At 32.4% G+C, this 20,146-nt stretch carries 21 protein-coding genes, 1 tRNA gene and 1 other RNA gene; 15 read left to right on the top strand and 8 right to left on the bottom strand.

The window, feature by feature from the left end; translation table 11 throughout:
• Both ftsA and XO08_RS06995 read right to left on the bottom strand, forming a co-directional pair.
• Complete coding sequence (ftsA, locus tag XO08_RS07000; RefSeq protein WP_075666296.1) at positions 1–1,266, bottom strand: cell division protein FtsA; 1,266 nt, start codon at positions 1,264–1,266, stop codon at positions 1–3.
• 5 nt (positions 1,267–1,271) lie between these two features.
• Positions 1,272–1,754 carry a DUF4894 domain-containing protein gene (locus XO08_RS06995; RefSeq protein ID WP_232218175.1) on the bottom strand — a complete coding sequence of 161 codons (483 nt, stop codon included), beginning with the start codon at positions 1,752–1,754 and terminating at the stop codon, positions 1,272–1,274.
• Positions 1,755–1,793: 39 nt separating this feature from the next.
• Here XO08_RS06995 and rnpB point away from each other — a divergent pair.
• The 14 genes from rnpB (at position 1,794) to XO08_RS06925 (ending at position 14,719) form a co-directional block, all read left to right on the top strand.
• Positions 1,794–2,115: RNase P RNA component class A (gene rnpB / locus XO08_RS06990), an RNA gene on the top strand.
• A gap of 43 nt (positions 2,116–2,158) precedes the next feature.
• On the top strand, positions 2,159–3,094 hold the full coding sequence (fba, locus tag XO08_RS06985; protein ID WP_075666295.1) for a class II fructose-1,6-bisphosphate aldolase: 936 nt from the start codon (positions 2,159–2,161) through the stop codon (positions 3,092–3,094).
• A gap of 22 nt (positions 3,095–3,116) precedes the next feature.
• Positions 3,117–4,337 (top strand): acetate kinase, encoded by a 1,221-nt coding sequence (ackA, locus tag XO08_RS06980; protein ID WP_077287768.1) that lies wholly within the window; start codon positions 3,117–3,119, stop codon positions 4,335–4,337.
• Positions 4,338–4,377: 40 nt separating this feature from the next.
• On the top strand, positions 4,378–5,061 hold the full coding sequence (locus XO08_RS06975) for a FliH/SctL family protein (RefSeq protein WP_075666293.1): 684 nt from the start codon (positions 4,378–4,380) through the stop codon (positions 5,059–5,061).
• On the top strand, positions 5,054–6,358 hold the full coding sequence (gene fliI / locus XO08_RS06970; RefSeq protein ID WP_075666292.1) for a flagellar protein export ATPase FliI: 1,305 nt from the start codon (positions 5,054–5,056) through the stop codon (positions 6,356–6,358). Before XO08_RS06975 ends, fliI begins: the two co-directional genes overlap by 8 nt.
• A 13-nt stretch (positions 6,359–6,371) precedes the next feature.
• Positions 6,372–7,691: a hypothetical protein gene (locus tag XO08_RS06965; protein WP_075666291.1), complete on the top strand. Its 1,320-nt coding sequence runs from the start codon at positions 6,372–6,374 to the stop codon at positions 7,689–7,691.
• A gap of 12 nt (positions 7,692–7,703) precedes the next feature.
• Positions 7,704–8,420, top strand: coding sequence for a hypothetical protein (locus XO08_RS06960; RefSeq protein ID WP_075666290.1), 717 nt, complete (start codon positions 7,704–7,706; stop codon positions 8,418–8,420).
• A 91-nt stretch (positions 8,421–8,511) separates the two neighbouring features.
• Positions 8,512–9,510, top strand: coding sequence for a type I glyceraldehyde-3-phosphate dehydrogenase (gap, locus tag XO08_RS06955; RefSeq protein WP_077198532.1), 999 nt, complete (start codon positions 8,512–8,514; stop codon positions 9,508–9,510).
• Positions 9,511–9,576: 66 nt separating this feature from the next.
• Positions 9,577–10,785, top strand: coding sequence for a phosphoglycerate kinase (gene pgk / locus XO08_RS06950; RefSeq protein ID WP_077287766.1), 1,209 nt, complete (start codon positions 9,577–9,579; stop codon positions 10,783–10,785).
• Entirely contained in the window at positions 10,785–11,528 is a 744-nt protein-coding gene (tpiA, locus tag XO08_RS06945; protein ID WP_304441961.1) for a triose-phosphate isomerase, read from the top strand. The genes pgk and tpiA overlap by 1 nt, the downstream gene beginning before the upstream one ends.
• Before the next feature lie 49 nt (positions 11,529–11,577).
• A complete protein-coding gene (locus XO08_RS06940) occupies positions 11,578–12,168 on the top strand; it encodes a response regulator (protein WP_077287762.1) in 591 nt (196 codons plus the stop codon).
• Entirely contained in the window at positions 12,155–12,580 is a 426-nt protein-coding gene (locus XO08_RS06935; protein WP_075666286.1) for a TrkA family potassium uptake protein, read from the top strand. Before XO08_RS06940 ends, XO08_RS06935 begins: the two co-directional genes overlap by 14 nt.
• A complete protein-coding gene (locus tag XO08_RS06930; protein ID WP_077287760.1) occupies positions 12,577–13,236 on the top strand; it encodes a TrkA family potassium uptake protein in 660 nt (219 codons plus the stop codon). The genes XO08_RS06935 and XO08_RS06930 overlap by 4 nt, the downstream gene beginning before the upstream one ends.
• 1 nt (position 13,237) lies before the next feature.
• A complete protein-coding gene (locus tag XO08_RS06925; RefSeq protein WP_077287758.1) occupies positions 13,238–14,719 on the top strand; it encodes a TrkH family potassium uptake protein in 1,482 nt (493 codons plus the stop codon).
• Here the strand turns inward: XO08_RS06925 and XO08_RS06920 are convergent.
• The 5 genes from XO08_RS06920 to XO08_RS06900 form a co-directional block, all read right to left on the bottom strand.
• Positions 14,709–15,827 carry a MalY/PatB family protein gene (locus XO08_RS06920; protein WP_077287756.1) on the bottom strand — a complete coding sequence of 373 codons (1,119 nt, stop codon included), beginning with the start codon at positions 15,825–15,827 and terminating at the stop codon, positions 14,709–14,711. The two genes, XO08_RS06925 and XO08_RS06920, sit on opposite strands and share 11 nt — an antisense overlap.
• Positions 15,820–16,188: a 6-carboxytetrahydropterin synthase QueD gene (gene queD / locus XO08_RS06915; RefSeq protein ID WP_075666282.1), complete on the bottom strand. Its 369-nt coding sequence runs from the start codon at positions 16,186–16,188 to the stop codon at positions 15,820–15,822. Before queD ends, XO08_RS06920 begins: the two co-directional genes overlap by 8 nt.
• 67 nt (positions 16,189–16,255) lie before the next feature.
• Positions 16,256–16,332, bottom strand: a tRNA-Pro gene (locus tag XO08_RS06910).
• 26 nt (positions 16,333–16,358) lie between these two features.
• Positions 16,359–17,234, bottom strand: a complete 876-nt coding sequence (locus XO08_RS06905; protein WP_075666281.1) for a cation diffusion facilitator family transporter — start codon at positions 17,232–17,234, stop codon at positions 16,359–16,361.
• Entirely contained in the window at positions 17,227–17,517 is a 291-nt protein-coding gene (locus XO08_RS06900) for a helix-turn-helix transcriptional regulator (protein ID WP_231450368.1), read from the bottom strand. The genes XO08_RS06905 and XO08_RS06900 overlap by 8 nt, the downstream gene beginning before the upstream one ends.
• 143 nt (positions 17,518–17,660) lie before the next feature.
• Between XO08_RS06900 and purB the strand changes: the two genes are divergently transcribed.
• Positions 17,661–18,938 (top strand): adenylosuccinate lyase, encoded by a 1,278-nt coding sequence (purB, locus tag XO08_RS06895; RefSeq protein ID WP_075666279.1) that lies wholly within the window; start codon positions 17,661–17,663, stop codon positions 18,936–18,938.
• Positions 18,939–18,950: 12 nt separating this feature from the next.
• Here purB and XO08_RS06890 read toward each other — a convergent pair whose 3' ends face one another.
• On the bottom strand, positions 18,951–20,144 hold the full coding sequence (locus tag XO08_RS06890) for a pyridoxal phosphate-dependent aminotransferase (protein WP_075666278.1): 1,194 nt from the start codon (positions 20,142–20,144) through the stop codon (positions 18,951–18,953).
• Between the last annotated feature and the right edge of the window lie 2 nt (positions 20,145–20,146).

The raw sequence follows: 20,146 nt of genomic DNA, 5'->3' as shown, positions 1-20,146 counted from the left end.
TTATTCCCCCTTAAACAATTTTCTAAAAAATTCACCAAATCCAAAAGAATTTTTTGATTTATTCTTACTGGATATAAATTCTGAACTCTCTTCTTTTTCAAATTGCAAAACATTTCCAAATACCGCTGAAAATTGCGGATCAGACAATATTTGTTCATTCTCCTCAATGATAAATTCATCTGTATTTACAAAGCTTCCAACTCTCACAGAACATTTCAACACATCGGAGGCCACATCTGTAATCCTAGAAATTTTAGCACCTCCACCAGTCAAAACCACACCACCTGGTATTCCCAAATCTTTAAATTCTTTATAATCTAACATTGCATCTCTATAAATTTTTCTAACGTTCAAGAAAATTTCCCTTAATCTTGCATAAATTATTCTTGCAAGAAGTTCTCTATTTACCTCTAAATTCGTTCTGTTATCCAACGCCTTGTATTCTATAACACTTGGTTCAATATTTTCAAAAACAGCTATTCCATAAATCTTTAAAAGTCTTTCTGCTTCGTTTATAGATGTCTTCAAAACCCTCGCTATGTCTAATACAACATGCCTAATCGATTTTTGAATTCTCACAAATTTTATAGGTGCGTTGTTCAAGAATATGGTAACCACAGTTGAATAGTGTCCCAAATCCACATGTACAACTCCACTATCCTTTTCAAAACTAGTCAAAACAGCTTCTGCCGCTGAAATAGGAGATATGAAATATTCTGCCTCTCCTATTGTATCCCTTGTGGCATAATCTACAATACTTCTATGCATATTGTCACCAATTATAAATGAATAAACACCTTCTAACTTTTTCGCATTCATGTTAACAGGATTAAAAACTATTTTCTTTTCATCCAAAATATATTTCTTTATATATGAATGATAAACATTATTATTATCCCCAAGTATAGTTCCTAAAATCAAACTTTTCAACTCTTCTACGTGTTTCTCATTAACGGCAACAGAACTTTCAGATTCGGTAAGTATTAATTCTTCCCTAATCTCCTGAAGCTTGAAATTCCCCACACTTGAAGAGACCAAAAAATCTCCTTTTAAATTTTTTCCAATTTGTTCCTCCAAATTTTCAATCAAAACATTCATAGATTCATTAAGCGCAACAACATCCTTTATTTCTCCTGATTCAATTCCTTTGGACTTAATGGTTGAATATGCAATAACTTCTTTCCCATCATTAGAATAATTAATCACAACCCCTTTTATACTATGATTACCTATATCTATAGAAGTTACAGGATCCCATTTACCCATATATTTCACCTCGCCTTTATTAACCTATCATTAGAAAAATAATAAACCTCGTTTGGTTCAATATATTTATACACTATTTTCAACTTTTCAAAATAAACTTTAAAATCAAAATTCTCATTAAAAAACACTTTTGAATTATTGTTTAATACCATGTAATTTTCAACAAAATTTATTTCATACACAAAGTTAGGTATACCAAAAGATAGATTTTTCAAATATTTTTCACTAACCTTCCCTCTAAAATAATCTATTTCATCTATAGGAATCACAATCACAGGCAAAGAAGAAAATACTTTATAATTATCTACTATGTCAATTATTTTACCATTTGAGGAAACTATCCACAAATTATCTTCATATGGTAAAATAAACCTAGGGACGTTATTAGACTCCTCGACATAATTTAAATTACTTTTTGGATAATAGAAAAACAAAAAAAAGATGAATAATACGCTCCACAAAAATATAATCTTTTTATCAAACATCATAAACTATTTTATCATAAAATTATGAAAATATGACAAACTGGAGTGGAGCGTGGAGGCGCGGCACTTGCCGAGGAAAGTCCGGACTCCATGGGCAAGGTACCGGATAACGTCCGGAGGGAGTAATCCCTGGACAGGGCCATAGAGAAGAAGACCACCTATATGGTAAGGGTGGAACGGTGAGGTAAGAGCTCACCAGGTATGGAGTAATCCATACGCTTGGCAACCCCTACCTGGAGCAAGGTCAAGCAGGGCTTGGGTGGCCCGCCCACTAGCCCGGGTAGACCGCTCGAGGAATTTGGTAACAAATTCCCAAGATAGATGCCTCCAGCAACAGAATCCGGCTTACCGCTCCACTCCTAAATATTAAAAACAATTTATTTTTCATATAAAAGGAGGTTGAAAAAATGTATGTAAACACAAAGGAAATTTTGGAAAAAGCAAGTAAAAATTATTACGCAGTTCCCGCTTTTAATATTAACAACCTAGAGTTTTTAATCGCTATTTTACAAGGAGCTGCAGAAAAAAAGGCGCCCGTAATAATAGAAACAAGTGAAGGGGCAATTAAATACGCTGGAAATGGTGATCCTTTAAGAGGAGCAAAGTTTTTCGTAGAAACCGTCAAAAACTACGCTGAAACACTAGACATTCCAATTGCACTTCACCTTGACCACGGAAAAAACTTAGAATATATTGCAGCTGCAATTAAAGCCGGGTATTCTTCTGTAATGATTGATGCTTCACACGAAATTTTCGAAAAAAATCTAGAAATTACAAAAGAAGTAGTTAAATGGGCACACGCATCCGGTGTATCCGTTGAAGCGGAATTAGGACAATTAGCTGGAATTGAAGACAACGTTATGGCTGAAGAAAATGTTCTAGTAGATCCAGAACAAGCAAAAATATTTGTAGAAAGGACAGGCGTAGATTTCCTTGCTCCCGCCATTGGTACAAGCCACGGTGCATTCAAATTTAAAGGGGAAGCAAAATTAGATTTTGAAAGACTTAAAAAGGTTAAAGAATTAACTAAGATTCCATTGGTGTTACACGGTGCATCCAGTGTACCAAAAAAATTCGTAGAACTTGCAGAAAAATACGGGGCAAATCTGGGTGGTGCAAAAGGTGTCCCACAAGAAGATATTAAAGAGTGTGTTAAACTAGGAATAAATAAAGTAAATACAGATACAGACCTTAGAATAGCATTTCTTGCCGGTCTTAGAAAACATCTTCTTGAAAATGAAAAAGAATTTGATCCGCGAAAATATTTCAAACAAGGTATGGAGTTTGTGAAAGAAGTAGTTATGGAAAGATTGGAATTCCTTAATGCAGCCGGGAAAGCTTAAAATTTTAAAAGGGGGAATCAAGATGGTTGTTCTCGTTGTAAACAGCGGCAGTTCGTCAATTAAATACCAACTTCTTGACATGGATGATGAAAATGTACTTTGCAAAGGTATAGCCGAAAGAATTGGTATTCCTGGAAGTAGAATAGTTCACAAAAAAAACGGAGAAAAATTTATTGTAGAAAAACCCATGGTTAATCACGACGAAGCACTCAAAGCCGTACTAGAAATTTTAAAAGACGAAAAAATAGGGGCAATTAAAGACTTTAACGAAATCGATGCAGTGGGTCATAGAGTTGTACATGGAGGAGAAAAATTCTCTGGCTCTGTATTAATAACTGATGAAGTTATAAATGCTATTGAAGAGTTTTCATACCTTGCACCTTTACATAATCCACCAAATCTTATGGGCATAAAAGCTATTATGAAATTGCTTCCCGGTGTCCCAAATGTAGGAGTTTTCGATACCGCATTCCATGCCAAAATGCCTAAAAAAGCCTATCTCTACGCAATACCATATGAATATTATGAAAAGTACAAAGTTAGAAGATATGGGTTCCACGGAACAAGTCATAGATATGTTTCAAAAAGGACTGCGGAATTGTTGGAACTCGACTATAACAATTCCAAAATCATAACCGTTCACCTTGGTAACGGTGCTTCTATTGCCGCGGTTAAGAATGGAAAAAGTATCGATACTTCAATGGGATTCACACCTCTTGAAGGTTTAGTTATGGGAACTCGTTCTGGAGACCTTGATCCATCTATAGTTACATTCTTAATGGAGAAAGAAGGATTATCCGCCGAAGAAGTCTACACAATATTAAATAAAAAAAGCGGAGTTTTAGGATTGTCCAAAAACTTTAGTTCTGATATGAGAGACATAGAAGATAAAGCACTTGAAAATGATCCACTATGCAGATTAGTACTCGACATATATGAATATAGAATCGCAAAATACATTGGAGCATACGCAGCGGCAATGAATGGCGTAGATGCTATATCATTTACTGCTGGGGTAGGAGAAAATTCACCAATTACTCGTGAAGAAATTTGCGAAAATTATCTAAGTTTTCTAGGAATAAAAATTGATAAAGAGAAAAACAACGTAAAAGGCAAAGAAATGATAATTTCAACTCCTGATTCCAAAACAAAAGTTTTAGTAGTTCCAACTAATGAAGAATTAATGATTGCAAGGGATACAAAAGAAATAATTGAAAAAGGTCTCAAACAACTTGATTATTAATCGGCTGGCATTCGCCAGCCCTTTATTAGAGGTGTTAAATATGATAATAAAAAAAAGATACGTGTATATTGACACTCCTCAAGTAATTAACAAAAAAAATGTAGAAGAAAAAAAAGAAAAAGAAGAGGTAAAACAACAAGCTGATATTATTAAAAACGCACAAAAAAAGGCAAATGAGATAATTGAAAAAGCACAAAAAAAGGCAAATGAAATAATTGAAAAAGCAAAAAAAGATGCACAAAAAATTTTGGATGAATCGATAAAGGAAAAAGAAAATCTAATTAACTCTCAAAAAAAGGCTACTCATGAGAGTATTAGCAAATTAAACGAAAGAATAAATTTTTTAATACAAAAATTCGACGAGAACATACTAAAAATTGTGGAACAATTTGAAAATGACTTGTTCCAGTTAACAAAAATAATTATTTCAAAAATTCTTGAAAAAGAAATAGATGAAGAGATAACAAAGAGAAAATTAAACAAAATTTTAACTCACATCGCTGGAATGAAAAATGTAAAGTTATACTTAAATCCTGAAGATATCAAACTATTAGATCCTAACATTATCTCTCAACTAAACAATAAAGGGATTGAAATAATAGAAGATTCTAAAGTACAATTTGGTGTAATCGCAGAAACTGAAATAGGAAATATCAATACTGATCTAAAATTTCAAATGAAATTAATCAACGAAATTATAGATGAGGTTCTTAAAAATGGATAAATTTGAATTTTTAAAAAAGAAATTATTGGAATTTGAACCCTATCAAAAAATAGGTGCAGTAAACAAAATAGTGGGACTAACAATTGAATCAAAAGGGCCTGATGCCTTTCTTGGTGAACTATGCAAAATACTTACCGAATATAGAAAGGCATATGCGGAGGTAGTTGGATTCAATGAAAGTGGTGTCATTCTGATGCCTCTTGAAGACATCTCTGGATTAAAAAAAGGGTGTCAAGTACTAAGAACGGGCCAACATGTAAGTATCCCAGTTTCAGAAGAGCTGCTTGGAAGAGTTATAGATGCCCTTGGAAGACCACTGGATGGTAAAAAGATCTTTTCAAAAGAAAAGATCCCCATTGTAAGAGAAGCTCCAAACCCTTTGATTAGAAAGAGAATAACAACACCTATATCTGTTGGAATAAGAGCAATTGACGGTTTTTTAACCCTTGGATATGGTCAAAGAATAGGAATATTCGCAGGGAGTGGTGTTGGAAAAAGCACACTCCTTGGAATGATAGCCAGAAACACCTCAGCAGATATAAATGTAATATCGTTAATTGGTGAAAGGGGAAGAGAAGTAAGAGAATTCATAGAAAAAGATCTAAAAAAAGATGGATTAAAGCGCTCAATAGTTATAGTTTCAACTTCGGATCAACCTGCTCTTTTAAGAGTTAAAGCTTTACTAACGGCAACTGCTATCGCAGAATACTTTAGAGATAAAGGATATAATGTCCTTTTAATGGTCGATTCTTTAACAAGGTGGGCAATGGCACAAAGAGAAGTTGGCCTTGCTACTGGAGAACCTCCAACAACTAGGGGTTATCCACCTAGTGTTTTTGCAGGTCTTCCAAAAATTTTAGAACGAGCGGGAAATTCCGATAAGGGAAGCATTACGGGAATTTACACTGTACTTGTAGAAGCAGATGATTTTAATGAACCTATTTCTGATACAGTACGTGGAATTGTAGATGGTCATATAATACTATCAAGAAAACTTGCAGAATCAGCCCATTATCCAGCCATTGACATATTAATGAGTGTGAGCAGATTAATGAACGACATTGTTACTAAAGAACACAAGATTGCCGCTATGAAACTTAGAGACTTAGTTGCAACATATTACGATGCAAAAGATTTAATAGATGTTGGTGCATATAAAAAAGGTACCAATCCTAAAATAGACAAATCAATTGAACTTATAGAAGAAATAAATAAATTTCTAAAACAATCAATCGATGAAAGTATGTCCTTTGAAGACACGGTACAATACTTGATTTCAATCGCAAAAAAAATTTAGGGGAGGAAAATTAATGAAAAAGTTTTTGTTTATTTTGATTATTTCTTTTCCCGCTTTTTTATTCGCCGTAAAATTTTCTCTAACATATGAAAATTCCCTATACAACGGAATAAAATACTTTTCAAATACCTTTATACCTGAATTTTCCTACACAAACAATAATTTTTCATTCATGGCATCTATGAAATTGTCAAATGACGGGAAATTTCTCCCATTTTATCCACAATTTTATGGGGATTATTATATAAAAATAAAAAATGCTGGCATTGTAATTACTCAAAATAATCTAAAAATCAAATTCGGAAATTTCGAAAATTATGACGTGATAGATTCACCTTATTCCCTATTCATATCCTCCCTCGGCCATTCAAAACCTGAAGCATCAATAAAATATGAAGATTCTAATTTTCTATACGAGTCAAGGTATATACTAGCAACATACAACAAAAATGGTTTTATTGACAAAGGCATTAATTTAAAATATTACGCTATAAAAATCCATAACTTTACATTTGGATTTGAAGAAGCAGCAGTATATGTTCATAGAATATTTGATTTTGAATATTTTTCCAATCCCTTACCAAACTTTTTTATACAAATCTATAGAATAAACAACATATATGGAAATTCATTTAATGATAACAGTTTAATGGGGTTTTTTGCAAAATATAAAAGTAAGTACTATAACTTATACGGACAGATTTTAATAGATGACTTTAACGCAAACAGGTTTTTTAATCCAGAACACAATACAGTAGACAAAATAGCCTGGTCTTTTGGAAGCACTTTAATGCTTGAAAAGATAAAATTAAAGATTTTTCATGCAGGGGCAACAAAATACACATTTCAACCATCTAGCATCGATGAATCAAGTAACGCATTTTATTATGGTTATACATATTACAACACGTTGGAGCTTAACAACTTTCCCATAGATTATCAAGATATATACATTGGATACAAATATGGAGAAAATAATCTTGCTTTTATGATAGAAGCAGAATACATAGACAAAATAAAATTGAACACCGCAATTGAGTTGGTAATCTCTGGAACAAAATCACCAATAAATCCTTGGACAGACAAAGACACATTTGATCCAAATTTTAATTTGCTTAACGAATCCAAACTTGAAAAAAGTGTATTTTTACATTTCAGTGTCCTTAAAAAATTTGATATAATTAGTTTAGGATTTAACTCCAAAATTGGAAAGATATTTAATGTTTTAAAGAAAGTGGATGCAAACGATGCAAATGGCTTACCATACTTTGCCCCCTCAAATGAACAAAAAAACATCTTAGAACTAAGTATATTTTTTAAAATTGAAATATAAGGAGGAAAAACAATGAAAAAGATCTTTATTACACTTTTAACTTTGATTACAATATTAGCTTTTTCAGATACTATAGTTCTCAAAGATGGCAGTCAAATAAAAGGAGAAATACAGACTATTAATTCAAATATTATAAGCATTAAATCTATTGTAGGACAAATTGTATCGTACACAGATTTGATAAAAGAAGTATATTTCGATGAAAGTGCTACTCCAATAGCTGGCGCATGGATCGAACCAAACGAAAATGAATGGATCAATATTCCCGGAAAACTCACAAAGTTTGATGGAAATTCAGGCACTGTACTTCTACCAAATAACGGAACATTTGTGTTTTCAAGTAGAGATGCTATTAAATACTCTAATTTTGTAGAAACACAAAAAAATACTGAAAACAAACAGTATACATCCATTATCCCAGGGAAAACTGATAAATTAAAAATTACTTTAAAAACAGGAGGAACATTTAGTGCAAACTTTTCTTCAAGACTTGGTGACGTAATCACATTCACCGTAGAAAAAGGTATTATATCCATCCCAACCAGCTTAATTAAATTAATAATTTACCCTGAAAATACAAAATACAACATAGTATTTACATTAAGAGATGGCGCGAAAATACACGCAAAGATACTTAAATTTGAATCTAATAGTTTTTTAATTGAAACGGCAGTAGGTGTAATGTTTGTAAACCCAGAAAATATCCATACCATAGAATTTTTATTCTAATTGTAACAAAAATTTTATTGAATTTGTAGATTGGATGTCAAAAAAAGATAGTAAAATTTTTCACGAGGACCATGAAAAAAGGAGGGAAAACATGAGAATAGCCATTAACGGATTTGGAAGAATTGGAAGGTTAGTACTTAGGGAACTCATACGCCGCAATAGCGACATTGAAGTTGTAGCCATTAACGATTTAACCGATGCAAAAACATTAGCTCATCTTTTCAAATATGATTCGGTACACAAGATTTTACCCAACGAAGTAAAAGCAACAGAAAACTCCATTATTATTGATGGTAAAGAAATCAAAATATTTGCTGAAAAAGATCCAGAAAATCTTCCATGGAAAGATTTAGGAATTGACGTTGTAGTCGAATCTACAGGTGTATTTAGAAAAAGAGAAGGAGCAGAAAAGCACATCAAGGCAGGTGCAAAAAAAGTTGTTATTACCGCTCCCGCAAAAGGTGAAGATATTACAGTAGTTTTAGGATGTAATGAAGAACAATTAAAACCTGAGCATGCAATTATTTCATGTGCATCTTGTACAACAAACTCTATAGCAGCTATTGCAAAAGTAATTAACGATGAATTTAAAATTGTAACAGGTCATCTTATAACAGTTCACTCATATACAAATGACCAGAGAATACTTGATCTTCCACACAAAGACTTAAGAAGGGCAAGAGCTGCTGCTATAAATATTATTCCTACAACAACAGGCGCTGCAAAAGCCGTTGCTTTGGTTGTTCCAGAATTGAAAGGAAAACTCGATGGTATGGCAATAAGGGTACCAACACCAGTTGGTTCACTTACAAACTTAAGTATAATAGTTGAAAAAGAAACTACCGCAGAAGAAGTAAACGAAGTTGTAAGAAAAGCAACAGAAGGCAAATTAAAAGGTATTATAGGATACAATACTGAACCAATAGTAAGTGGAGATATAGTTGGTACAAGATATGCAGGAATCTTTGATTCTACCCTTACAAAAGTAATGGATGGAAAATTGGTAAACATTTTCTCTTGGTACGACAATGAGTACGGATACACTTGTAGAGTCGTAGATACACTAGAGCTTGTAGAAAAAATGTTATAATCTATTCCATTTTTAATACCAATGGGGGCAAAGCTGCCCCCATTGTTAAAAAGGAGGGAAATACCAATGGAAAAAATGACAATCAAGGATTTAGACTTAAATGGAAAAAAATTAATTATGAGAGTAGATTTTAATGTCCCTTTAAAAGATGGAATCATAACAGATGATACAAGAATTGTAGAAGCACTACCTACAATAAAATATGCAATTGAAAATGGAGCATTAGTCATTCTTTTGTCACATCTTGGAAGACCAAAAGGTGAAAGAAAACCTGAATTTTCACTTAAACCTGTTGCCCAAAGACTCAGTGAATTACTAGATAAAGAAGTAATGTTTGTTCCAGAATTATACGGTGAACCTGTAAATAAAGCGATTGAAAATGCAAAACCTGGAGATATTATTCTTCTTGAAAATACCCGTTTTGATAAAGGTGAAACAAAAAATGATCCAGAACTTGCCAAAAAATGGGCCGATCTTGCAGATATACACGTAAATGACGCCTTTGGAACAGCACATAGAGCACATGCAAGTAATGTTGGTATCGCTCAATACATACCAAGTGTAGCAGGATTTTTAATGGAAAAAGAAATAAAATTTCTTTCCAAAGCAACATCAAATCCAGAAAAACCATACGTAGTAATTCTCGGTGGTGCAAAAGTTTCAGACAAAATAGGTGTTATCACCAATCTATTAAACAAAGCCGACAAGATTTTAATCGGTGGAGCAATGATGTTTACCTTCTTAAAGGCGCTTGGAAAAGATGTTGGTTCCTCATTGGTTGAAGAAGACAAATTAGATCTTGCAAAAAGAATTCTCGATTCTGCAAAAGAAAAAGGAGTAGAATTTATATTACCCGTAGATGCCGTATGCACACAAAAAATAGAAAGTGGTGTTGAGAAGAAAATATTCAAGATTGATGAAGGCATCTCAGAAGGTTGGATGGGCCTTGATATTGGTCCAGAATCAATAAGCCTCTTTAAAGAAAAAATAGCAGATGCAAAAACAATTGTGTGGAATGGACCTATGGGAGTATTTGAAATTGAAGACTTTGAAAATGGAACAAAAGAAATAGCTCTTGCTATCGCAAATGAAACTGAAAAAGGGGCAACAACAATTATTGGTGGTGGTGATAGTGCAGCAGCTATAGCTAAATTTAAATTAAAAGATAAAGTTTCACATGTCTCAACTGGAGGCGGCGCATCTCTTGAATTCCTAGAAGGAAAAGAACTACCTGGTATTGCAGCTATAGCCAATAAAAAAAAAATAGAAGATTAATTCTTGCAGGTAATTGGAAAATGAATAAAACTCCTTCTGAATCCATGCATTTTGCATCTATATTACTAAATGAGTTCGCAAAAATGAAAGGATTTGATGTAATAATAGCACCAACATTTATATCAATTCCTGCTGTATATGAAATATTAAAAGATTCAAACATAAAACTTGCAGCTCAGAACATGTATTTTGAAGATGAAGGTGCATTTACAGGAGAAATTTCTTGGAAAATGCTTAAAGATGCTGGTGTAGAATACGTTATTTTAGGTCACAGTGAAAGAAGAAATATCTTTAGAGAATCCGATGAATTAATCAACAAAAAAATATTAAAAGCCCTAGAAGTTGGTTTAAATCCCATCTTCTGCGTGGGCGAAAAATTAGAAGAAAGGGAAAATAATCTTACATTTGCCGTTATCGAAACACAAATAAAAAAAGGACTAAAAGGAGTTAAGGATATAGAAAAAGTAATAATCGCGTATGAACCAGTTTGGGCAATTGGTACGGGTAAAGTTGCAACTCCACATCAAGCGCAAGAAGTGCACAAATTTATAAGAAACTTGATTAAAGAAATGTACGGTGATGAAGCCTCAGAAAAGATAAGAATATTGTACGGTGGAAGTATTAAACCAAATAATTTCTTTAAATTAATAATACAACCAGATATTGATGGTGGTTTAGTGGGTGGTGCAAGTCTAAAGGAAAGTTTCATAGAACTTGGCAAAATAATGAAAATAGTGATATAATAAAAGCTAGGGGGATTCCCCCTAGTTTCTTTTTTTAGGAGGGTACCTAATGAGAAAAATACTCATTATTGATGATGAAAGAAATGTAAGATTGCTTATAGAGAAATTTTTAGATGAATATGAAATTGATTCACTCATTAGCGTGGAGGAAGCTTTAAAAAAGATCGTGGAAAATAAATTAAAGTACGACCTTATTATCACCGATTTAAAACTTCCAGGAAAATCAGGCTTGGAATTAATTAGGGAATTACGCAACAACGCATACGAGTGTCCTATTTTAGTTGTATCTGCATATGTAAAACCAGAAATATTATCCGAAATTTTTAAATATGACAAAGTAGATTTTCTTTCAAAACCTTTTACAAAAGATGAATTAACAAAAAAAGTAAAAAGTTTAATCGAGGAGCAAAAAGATTCATTTGATAAAGCATTAAGAAATGCAAATAAATATTTAGAATTAGGAGAATTAAACAAAGCAGAAAAAATGATAAAACAAATGTTTTACATACTTCCTTCTTCGCCTATTCCACATTATCTGATGTACGAACTACTAAAGAAAAGGGGAAACATTAATCTTGCCGAAAAACATCTAAAAGCCGCAAAAGCCCTTGATGAGGAGGAAAACAATGAAAAAAATTGACGAACTTTATCTTGTAATAATTGGCTGTGGTAAAGTTGGCGGTAACGTATCAAGTATTGCATCTTCTATGGGACACAGTGTAGTTGTAATTGATAAGGAAGAAAGCTCATTTGAAAATTTATCACCAGATTTCACTGGATTTTCTATTGTGGGTGATGCCACTGAAAAAGACGTACTTGAAAATGCCAAAATAAACAAAGCAGACTATGTCTTGGTACTTACTCACGACGACAATACAAATTTTCTTATTTCTTTAATGTGCAAATATTATTTTGGAGCAAAAAAAATAATTACAAGGGTCTATGATCCAGATAATGTAAGTTTATTTCAAGAATACGATATTGAAATTATTTCTCCAACTCTACTTATAATTGGTGAATTAAAGCGAATATTGGTTGGTGATTTGCTATGAAAGTTGTCATAATAGGTGGCGAAAAAATAGCATACTTTATGGCAAAATCCTTTTCAAGTAAGGGATATAAAACATATTTGGTAAATAAAGACCAAAAAGTATGTGAGGATTTTGCACGTGATTTGAAAGCAGTGGTAATACACGGAGATGCAACAAAAAAGAAATTATTAGAACAACTTGATATAGAAGAAGAAGATATAATTGTAGTTTTAACAAACAAAGATAAAGAAAACCTAATAATAACCCAATACGCCAGAAAAATATTCGGAGTAAAAAACATAGTAACTCTAGTTAACAATCCAGACAATATAGAACTTTTTGAAAAATTGGGAATCACAGCAGTTGTAAGTACAACTACCATGCTGCAAAAGGCAGTAGAAAATCTTCTTTTTGGAAAAGAACTTGAAGAATTTCTTTCAATTGAAGAAGGAAAACTATCATTTTTGAAAGTAGATATCCCTGAAACCTCTAAAGCTGTTGGAAAATACTTAAAAGATTTAAATCTTCCACACGAATGTGTAGTGGGAGGAATTCTAAGAAAAGGAGAAGTTATAATTCCACATGGTAACACTCAAATAAAAGCAAATGATAGGCTCTATATCGTAGGTCTTCCAACTGCTCAAACTGAAATATTAAATATATTAACGGAGGAATAAAATGCCAAAAAAATCAGAACAATACAAGGTCATTATATACAACGTTGGTTTAATATTAATGTACTATACAATAATTATTCTTTTCCCCATTTTTTTGGTACTTTTCTATCCAAATGAAATGATAAATATCTTTGGATTTGCATTTCCTGCGTTTTTCTCGTTTATTTTGGGTTATACCCTTTTTAAAATATCAAATATTTCTTCTCCACAAACTGTAACTGTTAGAGAAGGTGCTGTAATTGTTCTACTTACATGGCTTTCAGTTGTACTAATCGGTTCCATTCCGTTTATGATTATTGAACATTTAACCTTCTCACAAGCTGTTTTTGAATCTACCAGTGGTTTTACAACAACTGGATTGACTATGTTTACAGATGTCACAAATGTTTCAAAAATGATTTTAGTTTGGAGAAGCTTTATGCAATTTATAGGGGGAGCAGGCTTTGCACTTATAATGATGGGCTCAGTAATAGGTCCCAAGGGGTTTGGTTTATACCATGCAGAAGGAAGAGTTGATAACATCGCTCCCAATATAAAAAGATCAGCTAGAATAATTTCATTGATATACGTCTCTTACGCTATAATAGGCACCATACTATTAGATATCTTTGGAATGCCACTTTTCGACGCATTTAATCATTCTCTAACAGCACTTGCAACGGGTGGTTTCTCTGTTAGAAATGGCAGTATAGGTGAATATAATAATTTGTCTTTAGAAATAATTATAATAATTCTAATGTTTTTAGGTGGTACGGGGTTTGGTGTTCATTATGTACTATGGAAAGGAAATTTCAAAGCCTTGATCAAAAATGGAGAGCCCTGGCTTATGCTTTCAACAATTTTCCTAACCTCTACTCTAATTAGCATAAATGGATTTGGAAAAATATTTAACAGTTTTTCAGAAGGATTTAGAGAATCAATATTTCAAACAGCATCTGCAATAACTGGTACTGGTTTTTCAACTGTCGATTTAACTAATCCCACGTGGATTAACTTTGGGCTTGCAATGTTTATTTTAACCTCACTAATGATGGCAGGTGGTGGTATGGATTCAACTGCCGGTGGATTAAAACAGTACAGAATTTGGGTAACTATAAAAGTGGTAATACATTCTATAAAAGAATTTCTTTTACCTTCTAAAAGTGTTACTAAAATTTTTGCATGGAAAGGTCAAAATAAAAATACCATTACAAATGACGATATAAAAGAAATATTTTTAGTATTTTCTATGTATTTTTTCACATTTTTTATAGGTAGTATAATATTATCCACTTATGGCTATGACTTAACAAGTTCCATGTTTGAATTTGCATCTGCAATGAATGGTGTAGGTTTATCCGTGGGCATAACAAAACCAACAATGCCACTTGGTGCAATGTGGACATTAACAATAGCAATGTTTACAGGAAGACTAGAATTCTTAGTAATCATATACGCAATCGCAAAACTTGTCGTGGATCTAAAAGAAACCATTAAAAAATAGTTTTGATCCTATTCAACGCCTCTTTCAAAATTTCTCTGGAGGTAGCAATATTCATACGTTGATATCCTTCACCACCTGGCCCAAATTCTACCCCATCGTTCAACCATACTCCTGCATTCAATAATTTTTGGTGAGGATTTTGAATTCTTCTAAAATCAATCCACATTAAAAATGTTCCTTCAGGCAAATTAACATCTATATTTAGTTCTTTCTCAAAAAATTTTTTAACAAATAAAGCATTTTCATAAATATAATCTAATAATTTATCCAACCAATGTCTTCCCTTTGTATAAGCAACTTCCGTCGCAACAATGGAAAAAATATTGGAATGTCCTAAATGCTGTAATTCAATTATCCTTTCAAACCTATCCCTTAAAAGCTTATTTGGAATTATCGCATTTCCAGACTGAAGTCCTGCAATATTAAAACTTTTGTTTGGTGAAGTAAGGACAATTGTATTATTATAGAATTTTTCATCTATACTTAAAAAGACCCTGTGTTTATTATTAAAAATAATATCTGCATGAATCTCATCAGAAACTACAATTATATCATTTTTCAAGCAGATTTCTCCTAATATTTCTAACTCTTCTTTCTTCCAAACTCTTCCAACGGGATTATGTGGACTGCATAATATTAACATTCTAACATCCTTATCTATTTTTCTCTCCAAATCCTCAAAATCCATTTCATAGTAGCCGTTTCTTTCGATCAAATTATTATACACAATTCTTCTACCAGAGTTTACAACCACTTCATAGAATGGTCTATATACCGGTGGCTGGACAATAACCTTTTCTCCCGGAAGCGTAAAAGCCTGTATTGCAAATGAAATACCTGGTACAACGCCTGGGACAGCAACAATCCAATCTTTTTTTATTTCAAAATCATGATATTCTTTAAACCATGTTATTACAGCATTGTAATAACTATCAGGTCTAAATGTATATCCGAAAACTCCATGCTTTACCCTTTTCAAAATAGCCTCTTTTATTTCTTCTGAAACTTCAAAATCCATATCTGCAACCCAAAGAGGTATTATATCTTCTCTTTTAAGATCCCATTTATATGAATTAGTTCCCCTTCTATCAGGTATCTTATTAAACATCTAAATTCCTCCTTAACGTTACATAAGATGTAGGTGTTTCATAAAGTTTTACTTCATATAAAAAATACCTATCTGTCTTTAACTTTTCTATCAACCTTTCCCATATCCATTCTGCAATATTCTCCGCACTTGGTTGCTCAATAATATCATTAATGTATGAATGATCCAAAATGTTCAATACATTTTCTTTTACTATGTTTTTCAATTCAATAAAATCAATCACCATTCCTTCTTCGTCTTTTTCACCAGCTACTGTAACTATCAATTTATACGTATGTCCATGCAATCTTTCACATTTCCCATGATACTTTACCAAATTATGTGCAGCATCAAATGTAAATTCCTTTGTAACAAGAAGCAAACTATCACCCCTAACATTTATTTTATCATTTTTAACAAAAAATGCCTCCTTATAAAGGAGGCATATTTGGTCTGGGCGGCGGGATTTGAACCCACGACCTCCAGATCCCGATTCTGGCGTTCTAGCCATCTGAACTACGCCCAGACACCGTAACTATTCTAACATATCAATCAAAAATCTGCAATGCAATTTTCATTACACTCTTTAGATTCTAGTTGAATTGTAGAATGAAAAAAACCATTCTTCTTTAACAACCCTTTCATTTCTCCTAGATATCTATCGTATTCTTCTCCATTTACCTTTACATGAGTTTCCAAATAAAGGGTATGACCATCCAAAGACCAAATATGTAAGTGATGTACATTTTCGACAAAATCGAATTCTTCCAATAATTTTTTTACTCTATCTAAATCAACTCCTTCAGGAATTCCCTGCATAACTATGCGAATTGATTCTTTCAGTATATGAATTGATTCAAAGATTATATAACCTGCAATAACAAAAGTAATTATAGGATCAAGTATCCAAAGGTTATAATATTTCATTATATAACCAGTTACAATAATACCAATTGAAGAAAACATATCACTGAAAATATGCAAAAACGCAGATTTCAAGTTTAAATTTTCTTTTCTATGTGCAAATAACAAAGCTGCGGTAAAAAGATTACCAAATAATCCAATATATGCTATCACTAACATAACTAATGTATTTATTTCACTGGGATATACCAATTTTTTCACACCTTCTAATATAATTGTAAAGGAAATGGAAAGTAAAACAACTATATTAATAATTGATGCAACTAACTCTGAACGTTTATATCCATATGTATACTTTCTATCTCTTGGCTTTTTGGAAATCTTCCTTGCAAAATAACTCGTTAAAAGCGCACCTGTATCACTTAGATTATGCAACGCATCTGACACAAGTGCCAAACTACCTGAAATTAGACCTCCAATTACCTCCGAAACTGTGATAATTAAATTAAAACCAACAGAAAAAGCTAATTTTTTTTCTACTATATCGTGACTATGTCTATGCATTTTTACTCCCTCCAAACTCTTGTATATGCTCTATCGCATACTTAATAATCACAACAATATGTTCATCATATAACCTATAGTATACATTTCTTCCAATCTTTTTGTACCTTACAAGATTGGTCTGCCTTAAAATTCTCAATTGATGCGAAACAGTTGATTGAGTTGAATTAGTTATTTTTTGAAGTTCAGTAACATTACATTCCTTTTCAGAAAGTGCAAGTAAAATTTTCAGCCTAGTTTGATCGCTTAGCACTTTAAAAAATTCAGACAATTCATATATCATATCATCACCTCTATATATGAATAATTGTTCATATATATTATACATCAAGTGATGTTTTCTGTAAAGATTTACTTAAAATTATCATATTAAGTTCTAATTAATGATATACTTTATACGTAAAAAAATGTGTGGGGGGGTAACAGATGGTAGAAAGATATGCTCTTGAACCTTTAAAATCTCTTTGGTCTTTAAAAAGTCAGTATGAAAGATGGTTAGAAGTAGAACTATCGGTTATACGTGCCTATGAAGAATTGAAAATAGCACCAAAAGGAACGTATGAAAAAGCTAAAAAAAATGCTTACATAAACGTTGATAAAATTTTAGAGGTAGAGAAAGTAGTTGATCACGACGTAATCGCCTTTATAAAAGTAGCTACGTCAAAAATGGGTGAAGAAGCAAAATTTTTCCATTTTGGACTCACTTCCTCTGACATAGTAGATACTGCAAACAGTCTTGCACTTGTTAGAGCGACAAAGTTAATTATAGAAGAACTTAAAAAGTTGTCAGAAATACTCCTAACTAAGGCATTAAACTTTAAAGATCTACCAACTATTGGTAGAACGCACGGTGTCCATGCCGAACCTACATCATTTGGATTAAAATTCCTCTCTTGGCATGCAGAAATCGAAAGAAATATAAAAAGATTGGAATTTGCCATGAAAGAAATTTCTATAGGTAAACTTTCAGGTGCTGTGGGAAATTATGCAAATATTGATCCAGAAATTGAAAAATTAGCCCTATCTTTCCTCTCTCTAAAACCTACAAAAGTTGCAACTCAAGTAATTCCAAGGGACGTTCACGCATTTTTAATTGAAGTTTTTGCATTAGTAGCAAGCGCTATTGAAAGAATGGCAGTTGAAATCAGACATTTACAAAAAACAGAAACATTAGAAGTGCAAGAACCGTTTAAAAAAGGACAACGAGGCTCTTCTGCCATGCCACATAAGAAAAACCCAATTTTATGCGAAAGACTCACTGGTATGTCCAGAATAATAAGAAGTTATGTTAATGCGGCACTTGAAAATATAGTTTTGTGGCATGAAAGAGATATTTCCCATTCATCTGTTGAAAGATATATGTTTCCAGATTTAACAACAACATTATACTATATGGTTATAAAAACACAAAAACTAATTGAAGACCTAGTAATTTATCCGGAAAACATACAAAAAAACATAGAAATTACAAATGGGTTAGTTTATTCGCAAAGGGTTTTATTAAAACTTGTGGAAAAAGGCTTAACTCGAGAAGAAGCGTACAAAAAAGTTCAAGAAATAGCACTTTATTGTTGGGAAAATAAAACTTCTTTTAAAGATGCCGTCAAGAAAAAATTTAACCTAACTGAAGATGAAATTAAAGAAATATTTGATCCAAAATATTACCTAAGAAATGTTAATAAAATTTTTAAAAGATTTCAATAAAAGGTCCAAGTATCACTTGGACCTTTTATTGTATTCTTCTATCGCTTTTGCCATTATATTAATTGCATCTTTTAACTTTTCTGCACTCAACACATATGCTATTCTTATCTCACTTTTTCCCAATCCTGGTGTTACATAAAATCCTGAAAGAGGTGCAACCATAGTAGTTTTTCCATCTACTTCAAAATTTGAGAGCATCCATTTTATAAATTCTTCCGAATCATCAACTGGGAGTTTAGCAGCAAGATAAAACGCACCTTGAGGTTTGTGAACAACTATATCAGGTATCTTACTCATTTCTTCAAATGCAATATCTCTTCTTATATTATACTCCTTTATAACCTCTTTCATATATTCTTCATCCGCTTCTAAAAGCCCTAATGCACCATATTGTGTTATTTCAGCAGGGCATAACCTTGCTTGTGCAAATTTTAAAGCTGCTCTATAAAATTCTTTGTTTTTGGTAAGAAATGTACCAATTCTTGCACCACATGCACTATATCTCTTCGACAAACTATCCACAATAATTAGTCTATCCTTTATATTTTCAAAACTAAACATTGAAATTGCCTGTGTACCATCAAATGTAAATTCCCTATAAACTTCATCTGAAATTATCACTAAATTGTATTTTTTGGCAACTTCTGCAATTGTTTTTAATTCTTCTTTTGAATAAACAACACCTGTTGGATTTGACGGATTTGAAAATAAAATTGCCTTTGTTTTCGGAGAAATTACCTTTTCAAATTCCTTTATATCAGGCATTCTATAGCCTTCCTCTGGCTTTGCAGTTACAGGCACAAGTCTTATATTTAAATAAGAGGCAAACCCTGCATAATTTGCATAAAAAGGTTCAACAACAATAACTTCATCATCTGGATCACAAACAACACCGAGTGCAAACATTATTGCCTCACTACCACCATTTGTCACCATTATCTCATCAGGTTGCACAGTTATGTTCCATAAATTATAATATTCAGAAAATTTTTCTCTAAGCTCTCTTATACCTTGTGAATGTGTATAAGAAACCACATCTTTTTTGTACTTTTCAATATATTCATACCACTGCTTTGGAGTTTTAATATCCGGTTGACCAATGTTTAAGTGATAAACATGTATTCCTCTCTTTTTTGCATCATCTGCATATGGTACTAACCTTCTAATCGGACTTGCAGGAGCACTAATTGCCCTTTTCGACAACATAA

The organism is Thermosipho sp. 1074 (assembly GCF_001999655.1).
Lineage (GTDB): Bacteria > Thermotogota > Thermotogae > Thermotogales > Fervidobacteriaceae > Thermosipho > Thermosipho affectus.
The sequence above is the reverse complement of the archived record's forward strand: the minus strand, read 5'-3'. Positions and strand labels throughout refer to the sequence as shown.

What these genes read in the sequence shown, in the direction of transcription:
- ftsA (WP_075666296.1), bottom strand. Translation starts at nt 1,266, where the DNA reads ATGGGTAAATGGGATCCTGTAACTTCTATAGATATAGGTAATCATAGT.
- XO08_RS06995 (WP_232218175.1), bottom strand. Translation starts at nt 1,754, where the DNA reads ATGATGTTTGATAAAAAGATTATATTTTTGTGGAGCGTATTATTCATC.
- fba (WP_075666295.1), top strand. Translation starts at nt 2,159, where the DNA reads ATGTATGTAAACACAAAGGAAATTTTGGAAAAAGCAAGTAAAAATTAT.
- ackA (WP_077287768.1), top strand. Translation starts at nt 3,117, where the DNA reads ATGGTTGTTCTCGTTGTAAACAGCGGCAGTTCGTCAATTAAATACCAA.
- XO08_RS06975 (WP_075666293.1), top strand. Translation starts at nt 4,378, where the DNA reads ATGATAATAAAAAAAAGATACGTGTATATTGACACTCCTCAAGTAATT.
- fliI (WP_075666292.1), top strand. Translation starts at nt 5,054, where the DNA reads ATGGATAAATTTGAATTTTTAAAAAAGAAATTATTGGAATTTGAACCC.
- XO08_RS06965 (WP_075666291.1), top strand. Translation starts at nt 6,372, where the DNA reads ATGAAAAAGTTTTTGTTTATTTTGATTATTTCTTTTCCCGCTTTTTTA.
- XO08_RS06960 (WP_075666290.1), top strand. Translation starts at nt 7,704, where the DNA reads ATGAAAAAGATCTTTATTACACTTTTAACTTTGATTACAATATTAGCT.
- gap (WP_077198532.1), top strand. Translation starts at nt 8,512, where the DNA reads ATGAGAATAGCCATTAACGGATTTGGAAGAATTGGAAGGTTAGTACTT.
- pgk (WP_077287766.1), top strand. Translation starts at nt 9,577, where the DNA reads ATGGAAAAAATGACAATCAAGGATTTAGACTTAAATGGAAAAAAATTA.
- XO08_RS06940 (WP_077287762.1), top strand. Translation starts at nt 11,578, where the DNA reads ATGAGAAAAATACTCATTATTGATGATGAAAGAAATGTAAGATTGCTT.
- XO08_RS06935 (WP_075666286.1), top strand. Translation starts at nt 12,155, where the DNA reads ATGAAAAAAATTGACGAACTTTATCTTGTAATAATTGGCTGTGGTAAA.
- XO08_RS06930 (WP_077287760.1), top strand. Translation starts at nt 12,577, where the DNA reads ATGAAAGTTGTCATAATAGGTGGCGAAAAAATAGCATACTTTATGGCA.
- XO08_RS06925 (WP_077287758.1), top strand. Translation starts at nt 13,238, where the DNA reads ATGCCAAAAAAATCAGAACAATACAAGGTCATTATATACAACGTTGGT.
- XO08_RS06920 (WP_077287756.1), bottom strand. Translation starts at nt 15,827, where the DNA reads ATGTTTAATAAGATACCTGATAGAAGGGGAACTAATTCATATAAATGG.
- XO08_RS06905 (WP_075666281.1), bottom strand. Translation starts at nt 17,234, where the DNA reads ATGCATAGACATAGTCACGATATAGTAGAAAAAAAATTAGCTTTTTCT.
- XO08_RS06900 (WP_231450368.1), bottom strand. Translation starts at nt 17,517, where the DNA reads ATGATATATGAATTGTCTGAATTTTTTAAAGTGCTAAGCGATCAAACT.
- purB (WP_075666279.1), top strand. Translation starts at nt 17,661, where the DNA reads ATGGTAGAAAGATATGCTCTTGAACCTTTAAAATCTCTTTGGTCTTTA.
- XO08_RS06890 (WP_075666278.1), bottom strand. Translation starts at nt 20,144, where the DNA reads ATGTTGTCGAAAAGGGCAATTAGTGCTCCTGCAAGTCCGATTAGAAGG.